At 69.7% G+C, this 13,561-nt stretch carries 8 protein-coding genes; all 8 read left to right on the forward strand.

Going from position 1 to position 13,561, the window contains the following annotated elements; all coding sequences use genetic code 11:
* The first annotated feature begins 2 nt into the window (after nucleotides 1–2).
* Entirely contained in the window at nucleotides 3–2,189 is a 2,187-nt protein-coding gene (locus tag ACWEV3_RS25565) for an ADP-ribosylglycohydrolase family protein (protein WP_452616344.1), read from the forward strand.
* Nucleotides 2,190–2,208: 19 nt separating this feature from the next.
* The gene (locus ACWEV3_RS25570; protein WP_452616345.1) at nucleotides 2,209–6,150 is read left to right on the forward strand and encodes an ADP-ribosylglycohydrolase family protein; all 3,942 of its coding nucleotides are present in this window, start codon (nucleotides 2,209–2,211) and stop codon (nucleotides 6,148–6,150) included.
* Nucleotides 6,147–7,790: a TNT domain-containing protein gene (locus ACWEV3_RS25575; protein ID WP_452616346.1), complete on the forward strand. Its 1,644-nt coding sequence runs from the start codon at nucleotides 6,147–6,149 to the stop codon at nucleotides 7,788–7,790. Before ACWEV3_RS25570 ends, ACWEV3_RS25575 begins: the two co-directional genes overlap by 4 nt.
* Before the next feature lie 194 nt (nucleotides 7,791–7,984).
* Nucleotides 7,985–8,239, forward strand: a complete 255-nt coding sequence (locus ACWEV3_RS25580) for a hypothetical protein (protein WP_452616347.1) — start codon at nucleotides 7,985–7,987, stop codon at nucleotides 8,237–8,239.
* A gap of 484 nt (nucleotides 8,240–8,723) precedes the next feature.
* Nucleotides 8,724–9,098, forward strand: coding sequence for a 30S ribosomal protein S12 (rpsL, locus tag ACWEV3_RS25585; RefSeq protein WP_009948619.1), 375 nt, complete (start codon nucleotides 8,724–8,726; stop codon nucleotides 9,096–9,098).
* Nucleotides 9,098–9,568, forward strand: coding sequence for a 30S ribosomal protein S7 (gene rpsG, locus ACWEV3_RS25590; protein WP_010315434.1), 471 nt, complete (start codon nucleotides 9,098–9,100; stop codon nucleotides 9,566–9,568). The genes rpsL and rpsG overlap by 1 nt, the downstream gene beginning before the upstream one ends.
* 77 nt (nucleotides 9,569–9,645) lie before the next feature.
* Nucleotides 9,646–11,748, forward strand: coding sequence for an elongation factor G (gene fusA / locus ACWEV3_RS25595; RefSeq protein ID WP_452616348.1), 2,103 nt, complete (start codon nucleotides 9,646–9,648; stop codon nucleotides 11,746–11,748).
* A 222-nt stretch (nucleotides 11,749–11,970) separates the two neighbouring features.
* Nucleotides 11,971–13,164, forward strand: a complete 1,194-nt coding sequence (gene tuf, locus ACWEV3_RS25600; RefSeq protein ID WP_093265650.1) for an elongation factor Tu — start codon at nucleotides 11,971–11,973, stop codon at nucleotides 13,162–13,164.
* Nucleotides 13,165–13,561 lie beyond the last annotated feature (397 nt).

A 13,561-nucleotide genomic window follows, 5' to 3' on the forward strand; every position in this document is an offset into this window, starting at 1 on the left:
AGATGAACGACAGCATCACGGCTCAGGACGAGCTGACCCCGAACGAGCGGAAGACGCTGCAGGCGTGGCGGGACATCAAGTCCCGACCGAGGCTGCTCCCGATGTCGTGGTTCGAGGGAGTTGACCGCCAGGTCGGGATGGTCTTCGGGGGTGATCGCAACGATCCGCTCGCCTGGCCGCGGCGGCAGTACCAGGTCCTCGGCCGGGTGATGGGCATGCTCGTCGGCGGGGCTCTGGGAGATTGCCTCGGGGCCACCGCTGAAGCGGAAGGAATCGGGACCGGGGGTGCGCTGCTGGCCGCGATCCGGTCGCGGCCGTGGCAGGCACCGAACTCGGCGGCCTTGGTCAGCGCTGTCGAGATCGCGACATGCGCCCACGCCGATCAGGGCGAGGGCGCGGACCTCGACGCTGCGTTGATGACACATGCCCGGGAAGCGGAGTTCTCCGGAACTCTCGGATGTTTCGCCGCGTCCATCCCGGCCGCGCTGGTCAGCATCACCCGCCCGGACGAAGACGCGTTCCGCCGAGCTGCGGGGCTGGCCCGACTGCTCAGCGAGCACCCGGAAGACTGGGCCAGTGCGGGCGTGTTCGCCGTGGCGCTCGTGCGAGCGCTCAACGGCCAGAATCTCCGCCTCGACCAGATCTCCGAGATACTGCTGGAGCGGTTGGGCACTGAGCACGCTGAGCTCCGCCGCAGGCTGGAATACCTTGCGACGGTGCGCGAAGACGCCAACGAGCAGGGGATTCTCGCAGAGCTGGGCGACGGTTCCTCCGGGCCGGAGGTCGTCTCCCGGGCGCTCTGCCTCGGAGCCCGCAACACCGGCGGATGGGCCGAGATCCTCCACGCCTTCGCCGGAGGACCCCGGTCCCGCAATGCGCAGGTGTCCGGTCTGCTCACCGGCGCGAGGCACGGCGCGGAGGCGTTCCCGCTGCTGTGGCGCCGGAAACTCGAATCCGCCGGCCGGCTCGAATCCGTCGCCGGAATTTTCATGACCGAATTCGGTCCGGACGAGGTGAGAATCACCCCGCAACCCGATGTCCGAAATGAGAACTCCCCATCGCAGCCCGCTGATCCTGCTCCGGCTGAGCCTCTGCAGACCTTGGATGCTCACGAGCGGTTCATGGGTTCCATGGTCGCCGGGGCGATGGGCGATGCTCTTGGATTCGCCATTGAGTTCCACGACATCGGGATGATTCGGCGGAACCACGGGGATGCCGGGATCACCGAGCCGGTGCTTCGGGACGGTGTCGCGCAGGTCTCTGATGACACGCAGATGATGTTGTTCACGCTGGAAGGGCTCATCCGGGCTCATGTCGCTCGGCGGATCAATCCGACGGACAACGATCCTGTTCCCGAGGTGCAGCATGCTTATCAGCGGTGGTTCCACACGCAGAGCCAGCCGTGGGATCGTGCCGGTGGGCCGTATGCACAGCACCTGCAGCAGCCCGATGGGTGGTTGATCACGCACCCGGAGTTGTTCAGTTCGCGGGCTCCTGGCAGCACCTGCATGTCCGCGCTCGCCAACTTCGCGCGGACGCATCAGCACGCCAGCCCGCAGTTCAAGATCAACGACTCCAAGGGTTGCGGTGGGGTGATGCGTGCCGCGCCGGTCGCGGTGTGGTCGAACGATCCTGCCGAGGTCTTCTACGCCGCCGTTGGGACCGCTGCGCTGACGCACAGCCACCCCAGTGGCTACCTCTCCGCCGGCGTGCTGTCAGTGATCGTGCACCAGCTGATCCGCGACGTGCCCCTGCCGGAGAGCGTCCGGTTGGCGCGGGATCTGCTGCTGCGGTGGCGCGGGCACGAGGAGCAGTTGCGGTTCCTCGACGCCGCCGTCGAACTCGCGAAGAAGGGCGCCGTCAGCCCCGAGGAGATCAAGGACACACTCGGTCAGGGGTGGGTCGGGGAGGAAGCTCTCGCGATCGGGCTCTACGCCGCGCTGGCCACCGATAACTTGAGGGACGCGCTGCTGTTGTCCGTGAACCACTCGGGGGACTCCGATTCCACGGGGATCGTGTGCGGCAACATTGCGGGGGCTCTTTACGGGGCTCGGGCCGTTCCTCCGGAGTGGCTCGCGTCCCTGGAGCTGCGCGAGCTCGTCGAGACGCTGGCCAAGGATGCGCTGGTCGAGTTCAGCCCCGGGCCGCCGACCGATCCGGGGTGGACCCGGCGGTACCCCGCCTGGTGACCATGAGGGAGACATCGCGATGACCGACGCTCAACCGCCGCAGCTGTCGTGGGCCGAGCGATTCCGCGGCGCCATGCTCGGCGGGGCCGTCGGCGACGCGCTCGGCGCCGGCGTGCGCAACACCAGCACCGCCGAGCTCCAGCAGTGGTTCGGCCCGCAGGGCGTCGTCGACTACCTGCCCGTTTTCGGGCGGCGCGGCGCGGTCAGCGATCTGACCCAGCTCACCGTGTTCACCATGGAAGCCCTGCTGCGGGCGAAGGCCGCGAACCCGGGCGGCAACGGGTGGTTGCCGACCGAGTTCGTCTTCACCAACTACCTGCGTTGGCTGCACACCCAGGGCGTCCCGTGGGATTACGCGATGTCGGCGTACCTGTCGGCGGAACCCGCGCCCAACAGCTGGTTGCTCGAACGGCCGGAGCTGTACTCGACCCGCAACCCGGAGGGCGCGGCGATTTCCCTGCTCGGGCGGATGGCCCGGCAGTCCCCGCTCGGGGCCGACGGCCTGCTGCGTCCGCCGACCGGCATCGACGGTTTGGCGGGCTGCGTGGCCTGGGCCGCGCCGGCCATGGTGTGGTCGAACGTGCCGGAGGCCGTGTACTCGACCGGCGCCGCGACCGCGAACCTGTTCACCTCCGCGCCGAACTCCGTCAGCGCGGCCGGCATGCACGCCGACGTGCTGGCCCAGCTGATCCGCGGGGTGCCGTTGTGGGACGCGGTGACCGCATCCGATCGCAACCGGCTCGGCAGCGCGTACCAGGTCCGCGAGGTCCCCGCCGACGTCCGGCGGACCGTGCACGCGGCGATGTTCGTCGGGCAGCGGGGCGTTCGCCCTTCCCCCTCGGACCTCGACATCGAGTTCGACACCTACAACAAGCCCGGCGAGCTCGGCATCGCGCTGGCCGCGGTGGGCAGCACCCGGAACTTCGCCGACGCGGTGCGGGTCGCCGTGAACCAGTCCAGCGACAGCGCCGTCACCGGCGCGCTGGCCGGGCAGCTCGCCGGCGCGATCTACGGGCCGGGCGGGATTCCCGCGCAGTGGGGCGAAGAACTCGAACTGCGCGAGATCATCGAGATCCTCTGCACGGACGCCACCGAAGCCTTCGCGCCGCCACCGCCGCCGCAGTGGGCCCAGCGGTACGCGCCGAACAACCGGCCGCTCGGCGGCCCCAGGGAACTCGCCGCCGGCACGCCGAACACCGTCGAAGGCTCCGCCGAGCAGACCATGATCATGCCCGCGATCACGGCCGCGCCGGACGACGCCGTCGACACGCCCCCGCAGGGCATCGCGCCGCAGAGCGCGCGCTCGGAGAGCATCGGGGCGCCGACGTTCCCGGCGGCCCGCACCGAACCCCCGGCGGAATTCACGGCGACCGACCCGTCGAGCACCGGCCCGATCCCGGTGCCGCGCCTGCTGTCGAACGGGGCCCCGGTGGAAACCACCGCGGTGTTCCCGGCGGTCGACACCCCGGCCGAGCAGCCTGACGCCGAACCGCAGATCGGGGCATTCCCACCGCTGGCCGCTCCCCGCGCCGCGGCTCGGGCCCCGGAAGTCCGCGCGACGCCTGCCGAATCCCCGGCCGAGCCCGATTCGGCACCGGAAGAGACGCAGGCCGCGGACCAGGACTTCGCGCGGATCGTCGTGCCGGAGCCCGATGACATCGCCGCCGAGCGACCCGCCGATGGCGCTACCGGCGCAGTGGACGAGGACGTCGCCGATCCGGGGTTGAGCGTCGCCGGCACAGCGCAGGAGCCCGCGATGTCCACATCGCTGGGAGCCTTCGCAGAGGACGTTTCCGCCGAAGACCTGTCCGTCGCCGCGCCACCGGTCGAGCGCGAGCCGGTCGACATGGACCCGCCCGCGCGCGCACCGATCGACCTCGAACCGGCCGATTTCGACGCGACGCCGGGCGAAGACCTGGCGGACCCGCTCGCATCGGACGCCGATCCGGCAGAAGCCGACGAGCCGGAGGCTGACGGGGCGGCCTTCCCGGCCTTCGCGGAGCCCTCGCTGACGGACGTCGAGCGGGTGGAGCCGTTCGGGCTGTCCGACGCCTCCGACGCCGGAGAGCCTGTGCTCGGCCCGGACCACATCGCCCGGCCGGGCGTCCTCAAGCCGGTAGCGGAAGACATCGCGGTCGAGGAAGCCGAACCGGAGCCCACCGAGCTCGAATCGGTGGAGCCGCTCGACGCCGACCCGGTGGAGCCCGGAGAGCGGGACGGCATCGAACCCGTCGCGGCGGAGGTCGAGACCGGGCCGTTGGGAGCCGATCACATCGCCCGGCCGAGCCTCGCCGAACCCACCGCGCCAGCCGCCACCGAGCTTGAAGACGCCGTGCTTCAGGACGTGGTGCGCGAAGATGCCGTGCCCGAAGGCGCCGCGCTCAAGGACATCGTGCTCGATGACGGCGAGTCCGAAGACGCCGAGCGCGAAGAGGTCAAGCTGGAGGACACCGTGCTCCAGGACGCCGTGCTCCAAGGCACCGAGCGTGAAGAGGCCGGTCTCCAGGGCGCCGTGCCCGAAGGCACCGAGCCGGAAGAGCGGGCCGAGGCCGGGGAGCGCGAACCGGCTGCCGAGCCGGAGACGCCGGACGTCGTCGAGGCACCGCAGGCCGCAACCGAACCGAAGCCCGCCGAGCCGGCGGCGACGGTGCAGCCGATCGTCCGCGGCGAGCACGCCAAGGCCGACCGGCCCGACGACAGCGCGCCGTCGCTGACCGAGCGGGTGCTGGGCTGCTTCCTCGGCGGAGCGCTCGGCGACGCACTCGGCGCCGACCTGGAGTTCATCACCGCCGAGGAGATCACCAAGCGCTTCGGCCCCGACGGGCCGAGCGGCCTGCGCGAGGCGTACGGGGTGCACGGCGCGATCACCGACGACACCCAGATGACGCTGTTCACCGCCGAGGGCCTGATCCGCGGCAGCGTCGCCGCCCGGATGCTCGGCGTCGAGGACCCGCTGCCCGAGGTCCAGCTGGCCTACCAGCGCTGGCTGCACACGCAGGGCGTCGAGTGGGATGCCGCCGCCGGGCGGTTCCTTGCCGACTACCCCGCGCCCGACGGCTGGCTGATCGAGGTGCCCGGCCTGTTCAAGACCCGGGCCCCCGGCAAGACCGTGTTCCGCGCGCTGGCCCGGTTCGGCGACGGTCACCCGGCCGGCTCGTTCACCGAGAAGATCAACGACTCGAAGGGCTGCGGCGGCGTGATGCGCGCCGCCCCGGCCGCGCTGTGCTCCACCGATCCCGCCGAGGTGTTCCGGCTGGCCGCCCGCACCGCCGCGCTGACCCACAGCCACCCCGCCGGCTACCACTCCGCCGGGGCGCTCGCCGTGATCGTCCAGCAGGCGCTGCTCGGCCGCGGCCTCGACGACGGCGTGTGGCTGGCCCTGCAGGTCCTGGAGACCTGGGAGGACCACGAGGAGACCAGCGCCATGCTGAAGGCAGCCGTGGACCTGGCCGAGGCCGGTGTGCCGACGCCGCAGCAGGTCGCCGAGACGCTCGGCGGCGGCTGGGTCGGCGAGGAGGCGCTGGCGATCGCGGTGTGCGCGGCGCTGGTCGGCGGCGAGGACGTCGAGCTGGCGCTGCGGATCGCCGTGCACCACGACGGCGACAGCGACTCCACCGGTGCGATCTGCGGGAACATCGTGGGCGCGCTGCTCGGCGTCGGCGCCCTCCCGGTCGACTGGCTCGCGGAGCTGGAGCTGCGCGACGTCGTCGAGCAGGTGGCGCTGGACTGCGTCGCCGAGTTCGGCCGGGGCGCGTTCCAGCCGGGGCCGGCCGCGATCGAGCCGCCGACCGACGAGGACTGGAACGAGCGCTATCCGGCCCGCCCGCAGTGGTCGGTTCCGGAGCCCGCGCTGCGGACGGCCGGTGACGAGCCCGCCGCGGAGTTCCCGGCGCCCAAGCCCGCGCCGCGCCGCATCAACGGAGTCGTTCGCACCGAGACCTTCGAAGGGGAGGGCAAGTGATCCTCGGTACGCACATCCCGGGGTTGTACGGCGTCATCGACGGCGAACCCCAGCTGGTGATCGACCTGCGGGACGGCGGGGCGCGGATCAACGCCCACCCGGATGCGATCCCGGTCGAGCAGGTGACCGCGGTGTTCTTCGAGCAGGAGGACGACGCCCACCCGGTGCGCCCGCAGTTCCCGGCGCCGGCGTCCTACGGTTCGGTGCCGGACCGGTCGGCGTTGCGGCAGGAACTGGTCGACTCGCTGCACGGCGCGCTCGCCGACGCGCTGCCGGAAGGCTGGCGCGAGGCCCGGGTGAACTGCACGGCCCTGGGCACCCGGATCGAGCTCACCGCGACCGTCACCACCGACGAAGAGCACCAGTGGATCCCGGCGCAGGAGGTCGTCGACGCGCTGCGCGGGCTCCGCAACGTCGAGTACCGCCCGGACACCGGTGCGTGGACCACGGCGAGCATCGCGATCAGCCGCGCCGGCGCCGACTACCGGACCGGGCACGATGCTCCGCAGTGGACGCGCCCCGACGAGGGCTTCCGCGCGTACTACGACGAGCTGCGCTTCTACCCGCGGACGACGGCGCCGGACTGGCTGTTCGAAGCCGCGTGGCAGCACCACGCGGACAACCGCGGCGGCTTCCAGGTCCCCGACCCCGTGCGCATGGTCCAGGTCTTCGACGGCCGCGGCGCCGACGACCGACCGTTCGCGCACCGGCCCGTGCTGTCGTGGGCGGAGAAGCAGACGGTCCTGGACTACCTCTACGGCGGCGAGATCCTGCTGTCGGCCCCCGGCACCTCGGCGGACGAGCTGGACCCGCAGCAGCCGCCGGAGGTGCCCAAGCAGTTCCACACCGACGGCACCTGGGTGTGGCCGCTGGCGATGGCCTACTACCTGGGGGTGCACGACATCGCGCCGCCGCGCGACTTCCTCGAACACGTCCGGCGCAACGGCCACCGGCCGCCGGAGGTCGTCGCCGAGCGCGCCGCGGCGGAGGCCAAGGCGCTGGTGCTGGGCGCCGACGCGGACGCGCTGGAGAACGTCCCGCCGGCCGAAGCGATCGCGCTGGCCAGGGGATTCATCGGCGCGATGGGCATGAGCCGCCGGTTCTACAGCTTCGAACAGCCCGTCGAGGGCGGCTGGTGCATGCTCCGCGAGCTCGACGGCTGGTGGGCGGTGTTCTGCGTCGACGGCGGCGCGGTCAAGAACAAGTCCCGGTTCCCGGAGCCGTTCTCCGCCGCCGCGCACCTGATCGGCGCGATGGCGCTGACCCGGGACCAGTTCCTGCGCGCGCCCGACGAGCCGCTGGCCGACTTCGAGTGCCCGATCCGGCCGCTGCCCGGCGAGCCGCCGCTGGACGCCTACGACGACAAGTTCCTCGTCGACCTGCGCGCGGGTGACGAGGTCGACAGGTTCGGCGACCCGGCGGGCAACACGGTCTTCGTCGCGGGCACGACGCTGCCGCAGCGATCCGCGCCGCCGCAGCAGTCGGCCGGGGAATACCGCAAGTACCGGGTCCGGACCGGGTTCCAGGTGATCTCCGGCGTGGCGAAGCCGGACTTCGGCCAGGTCGGCGGCGGCACCGCCTTCGTCCTCCCGGCGGACGTGCGCGCGCTGGTCGCGGACGGCTGGCTCGCGGAGGTCTGACCAGGCAGTCCGAACGACCAGCGGAAACACCTCCGCTCACCGGCGTCCGTTTGGGCCATCCGGGGGCGTGGACGTGGGCTCGGCCGCCGGTACGCTCCCGCATGGCGATCTTCGGGGGCGACATGGCAGGAGGCCGCATTGGCAACGCTGCGCAGGGCCCCCCTCACCACGCCCGCCGGCCCCGGGGCGGCGTCATGAGGCCGGCGCGCGGAGTCAACCGGTACCTCGACTACTACGGCGATCCGCGGCCCATCCCGGACCTGGTCGGCCGGACGCCGCCGGAGGCGCTCGCGGTGGCCAACGCCGTCGGCGTGGAGGTCGTCGTCGGCGGCCCGGACGGCGACCCGCGCCCGCTGCGCCGGGACCACGGCCGCATCCAGCGCCAGCACCCGGCGGCCGGGCGGCCGATCGGGCAGGCCAGCTGGGTCGTGGTGTGGCCGGCCGAATGACCCCGCCGGTGTGACCGATCTCGCTCCGCGGGAGGCCCTTGTCAGCCTCGGTAGAGTGTCCGGGAGGGAAGCCGCGAGCTCGCACCCCGAGGTGGCGCCGTCGTAGTGCCGGGTGATCGAGCAGGTCAAGGGGGACCCCGTTTTGACCCTCTGAGAACGGGGCAGGTATCTTTGTTTATCGGACCCGACACCCATCGGGTCGATCCGCATGCCCGTGCATGACGTGGTCGCCAGCCGCTGGTTGAGACCGCGCCAGCGCCGAGGATGTGTGGAACTCCTCTCGACAACCCTCTGGGGTCGTTCCCATTGGGGCGCATCGGCGCCGAAAGGCCGAGGAGCGGGCGACACGCCCGACCTCGTGGTGCGGGAGGAGTCCCGAAACACAGTGCCTGACAGGTGCTCGACGCCAGGGCACGCCGAAGCTCGAACGAGCGGCCGCTTGGTCGAGTACCAGAAGACGCGAACGCTGACAGAAAGCCGGTCCATGCCCACCATCCAGCAGCTGGTCCGTAAGGGCCGCCAGGACAAGGTCGCCAAGACCAAGACTGCGGCGCTCAAGGGGAGCCCGCAGCGGCGTGGCGTGTGCACCCGCGTGTACACGACCACCCCGAAGAAGCCCAACTCGGCACTGCGCAAGGTCGCTCGTGTCAAGCTGACCAGCGGCATCGAGGTCACGGCCTACATCCCGGGCGAAGGCCACAACCTGCAGGAGCACTCGATCGTGCTCGTTCGTGGCGGCCGTGTGAAGGACCTCCCCGGCGTGCGCTACAAGATCATCCGCGGTTCCGCTGACACCCAGGGTGTGAAGAACCGCAAGCAGGCTCGCAGCCGGTACGGCGCGAAGAAGGAGAAGAGCTGATGCCCCGCAAGGGTCCGGCCCCGAAGCGGCCGCTGCACGCCGATCCCGTGTACGGCGCGCCGTTGGTCACGCAGCTGGTGAACAAGGTCCTCGTGGACGGCAAGCGCTCGCTGGCCGAGCGGATCGTTTACGCGGCGCTGGAAGGCTGCCGGGAGAAGACCGGCACCGACCCGGTCGTCACGCTCAAGCGTGCCCTCGACAACGTGAAGCCGACCCTGGAGGTCCGCAGCCGCCGCGTCGGTGGCGCGACCTACCAGGTCCCGATCGAGGTGCGCGCCGGCCGCTCCACCACCCTCGCGCTGCGCTGGCTGGTCGGTTACTCCCGGCAGCGCCGCGAGAAGACCATGGTCGAGCGCCTGATGAACGAGCTGCTGGACGCGAGCAACGGCCTCGGCGCGAGCGTCAAGAAGCGTGAAGACACGCACAAGATGGCGGAGTCCAACAAGGCCTTCGCGCACTACCGCTGGTGACGTCGGGTCGGCTCTTGCCCGCCTCGGCGCACCGATTCGACAGCTTGCACCTGCTGTAGGGAACGGGGAAGAAACTCGTGGCACGCGACGTGCTGACAGACCTGACCAAGGTCCGCAACATCGGCATCATGGCCCACATCGACGCGGGCAAGACCACCACGACCGAGCGGATCCTCTACTACACGGGGATCACGTACAAGATCGGCGAGGTGCACGACGGCGCCGCGACGATGGACTGGATGGAAGAGGAGCAGAAGCGGGGTATCACCATTACCTCGGCTGCTACCACGACCTTCTGGGGCGACACCCAGATCAACATCATCGACACCCCGGGCCACGTCGACTTCACGGTCGAGGTGGAGCGGTCGCTGCGCGTCCTGGACGGCGCGGTCGCGGTGTTCGACGGTAAGGAAGGTGTCGAACCGCAGTCCGAGCAGGTCTGGCGTCAGGCGGACAAGTACGACGTTCCGCGCATCTGCTTCGTCAACAAGATGGACAAGCTGGGTGCGGACTTCTACTTCACGGTTCGGACGATCGAGGAACGCCTCCACGCCCGGCCGCTGGTGCTGCAGCTGCCGATCGGCGCCGAGTCGGACTTCCAGGGCGTCGTCGACCTTGTCCGCATGAAGGCGCTGACCTGGCGCGGCGAGGTCAAGAAGGGCGAGGACTACGAGGTCGAGGACATCCCGGCCGACCTCGCCGAGAAGGCCGCGGAGTACCGCGAGAAGCTGGTCGAGGCCGTCGCGGAGTCCGACGAGGCCCTGATGGAGGCCTACTTCGGTGGCGAGGAGCTGACCGAAGAGCAGATCAAGTCCGGCATCCGCAAGCTGACCAACAGCCGCGAGGCCTTCCCGGTCCTGTGCGGTACCGCGTTCAAGAACAAGGGTGTCCAGCCGATGCTGGACGCGGTGGTGGACTACCTGCCGTCGCCGCTGGACGTCCCGCCGGTGCAGGGTCTGCTGCCCGACGGCGTCACCCCGGCCGAGCGCAAGCCGAGCACGGACGAGCCGTTCGCCGCGCTGGTCTCGAAGATCGCGGTGCACCCGTTCTTCGGCAAGCTGACCTACGTCCGGGTCTACTCGGGCAAGGTCGCCGCGGGCACCCAGGTCATCAACTCGACCAAGGAGCGCAAGGAGCGCATCGGGAAGATGTTCCAGATGCACTCCAACAAGGAGAACCCGGTCGACGAGATCCAGGCCGGTCACATCTACGCGGTGATCGGGCTCAAGGACACCACGACCGGTGACACCCTGTGCGACCCGGCGAACCCGATCGTGCTGGAGTCGATGACCTTCCCGGCTCCGGTCATCGAGGTGGCCATCGAGCCCAAGACGAAGGCCGACCAGGAGAAGCTCTCCACGGCGATCCAGAAGCTCGCCGAGGAAGACCCCACGTTCCAGGTCAAGCTGGACGAGGAGACCGGTCAGACCATCATCAAGGGCATGGGCGAGCTGCACCTCGAGGTGCTCGTCAACCGGATGAAGACCGACTTCAAGGTCGAGGCCAACATCGGCAAGCCGCAGGTGGCCTACCGCGAGACGATCCGCAAGTCGATCGACAAGTACGAGTACACGCACAAGAAGCAGACCGGTGGTTCCGGTCAGTTCGCGCGCGTGATCATCGGCCTGTCGCCGATCGAGCAGACGTCGGAGAGCGCGACCTACGAGTTCGAGAACAAGGTCACCGGTGGGCGCATCCCGCGCGAGTACATCCCGTCGGTGGACCAGGGCGCGCAGGACGCGATGCAGTACGGCGTGCTGGCCGGCTACCCGCTGGTCGGCGTGAAGGTGACCTTGCTCGACGGCCAGTACCACGAGGTCGACTCCTCGGAAATGGCCTTCAAGGTCGCCGGTTCGATGGCGCTGAAGGAAGCCGCCGCCAAGGCCTCCCCGGCGCTGCTCGAGCCCATGATGGCGGTCGAGGTGACCACGCCCGAGGACTACATGGGCGATGTCATCGGCGACCTGAACTCCCGCCGTGGTCAGATCCAGGCCATGGAGGAGCGCAGCGGTACCCGCGTCGTCAAGGCCCTCGTGCCGCTGTCGGAGATGTTCGGGTATGTCGGCGACCTGCGGTCGAAGACCCAGGGTCGTGCCAACTACTCGATGGTGTTCGACTCCTACGCCGAGGTTCCGGCGAACGTGGCGAAGGAGATCATCGCCAAGGCAACGGGCGAGTGACCCGGTGCCCGGTCGCGGCTGAGCCGGGACCGGGCACGAGGCAAACGCCTCGCGAAGGCGACCGGGGAGCAATCCCCTCCAGTTCGGCGGCGGACGGGCCGCCATCCCGCAAGGACGGTGTTCTTCCGGGATCGGGGGCCCACCCGTCACCTACCCGACAGGACTCCGCCTGGCACAACAAGTCGTACGGCGGAAAGTTAACAAGTCCAGGAGGACAATCCAGTGGCTAAGGCGAAGTTCGAGAGGGACAAGCCGCACGTCAACATCGGGACCATCGGTCACGTTGACCACGGCAAGACCACGCTCACCGCGGCCATCACCAAGGTTCTGCACGACAAGTACCCGGACCTGAACCCCTTCACGCCGTTCGACGAGATCGACAAGGCGCCGGAGGAGCGCGAGCGCGGTATCACCATTCAGATCGCGCACGTCGAGTACCAGACCGAGAAGCGCCACTACGCCCACGTGGACGCCCCGGGTCACGCCGACTACGTGAAGAACATGATCACCGGTGCCGCGCAGATGGACGGCGCGATCCTGGTGGTCGCGGCCACCGACGGCCCGATGCCGCAGACCCGCGAGCACGTGCTGCTGGCCCGCCAGGTCGGCGTTCCCTACATCCTGGTCGCGCTGAACAAGTCCGACATGGTCGACGACGAGGAAATCCTCGAGCTCGTCGAGATGGAGGTCCGCGAGCTGCTGTCGGCCCAGGAGTTCCCGGGTGACGACGTGCCGGTCGTCCGCGTTTCCGCGCTGAAGGCGCTGGAGGGCGACGCCGAGTGGGGCGCCAAGATCGTCGAGCTGATGGACGCCGTGGACGAGAACGTCCCGGACCCGGTTCGCGAGATCGAGAAGCCGTTCCTGATGCCGATCGAGGACGTCTTCTCCATCACCGGCCGCGGCACCGTGGTCACCGGCCGCATCGAGCGCGGTGTGGTCAAGGTGAACGAGGAGGTGGAGATGGTCGGTATCAAGGAGAAGCCGATCAAGACCACCGTCACCGGTGTCGAGATGTTCCGCAAGCTGCTCGACGAGGGCCAGGCGGGTGACAACGTCGGTCTGCTGATCCGCGGTGTCAAGCGCGAAGAGGTCGAGCGCGGCATGGTCGTCGTGAAGCCCGGCACCACCACCCCGCACACCGAGTTCGAGGCTCAGGTGTACATCCTGTCCAAGGACGAGGGTGGCCGGCACACGCCGTTCTTCAACAACTACCGTCCGCAGTTCTACTTCCGGACCACCGACGTGACCGGCGTGGTGACCCTCCCCGAGGGCACCGAGATGGTCATGCCGGGCGACAACACCGAGATGTCGGTCCAGCTGATCCAGCCCATCGCGATGGACGAGGGTCTGCGCTTCGCGATCCGCGAGGGTGGCCGCACCGTCGGCGCCGGTCGCGTCACCAAGATCAACAAGTGACGTGGCGAGGGCCCGCTCCCGTTCTTCGGGAGCGGGCCCTCTTGCTTTTCAGGTGACAAACCTGCCGAAGTTTCGTCTTCGGGGCGGCGAGGCCGCTCGGCCCCGACCACCGGTGTCCGGGATCCCGCCACGGGACCGCCCGGGCGAGGTGAGCCCGGCAACAGTTCTCCCGTAATGCCACCCCCGGTTTGGGCTGGATAAACGGGTGTGTCATCCTGTATGGGTTGCTCGTTCAGGGCGGCCGGGTTTTGAACTGATCGAAATCGAGAAGGTTCGAAGCAACGGCCGCTTTGCTGCGAGGGCCTCGCGCCCTTGTTCTGGTTCACCGGCTGTTCTCAGGCGGTGCTGGTGCCGCCGGTTCGCGGGTGGCGAGCCGAACAGGGCACAAGAAGGTGTA

The sequence above is a fragment of the Saccharopolyspora sp. NPDC003752 genome, assembly GCF_053605825.1.

What these genes read in the sequence shown, in the direction of transcription:
- ACWEV3_RS25570 (WP_452616345.1), top strand. Translation starts at nt 2,209, where the DNA reads ATGACCGACGCTCAACCGCCGCAGCTGTCGTGGGCCGAGCGATTCCGC.
- rpsL (WP_009948619.1), top strand. Translation starts at nt 8,724, where the DNA reads ATGCCCACCATCCAGCAGCTGGTCCGTAAGGGCCGCCAGGACAAGGTC.
- rpsG (WP_010315434.1), top strand. Translation starts at nt 9,098, where the DNA reads ATGCCCCGCAAGGGTCCGGCCCCGAAGCGGCCGCTGCACGCCGATCCC.
- ACWEV3_RS25565 (WP_452616344.1), top strand. Translation starts at nt 3, where the DNA reads ATGAACGACAGCATCACGGCTCAGGACGAGCTGACCCCGAACGAGCGG.
- ACWEV3_RS25580 (WP_452616347.1), top strand. Translation starts at nt 7,985, where the DNA reads ATGAGGCCGGCGCGCGGAGTCAACCGGTACCTCGACTACTACGGCGAT.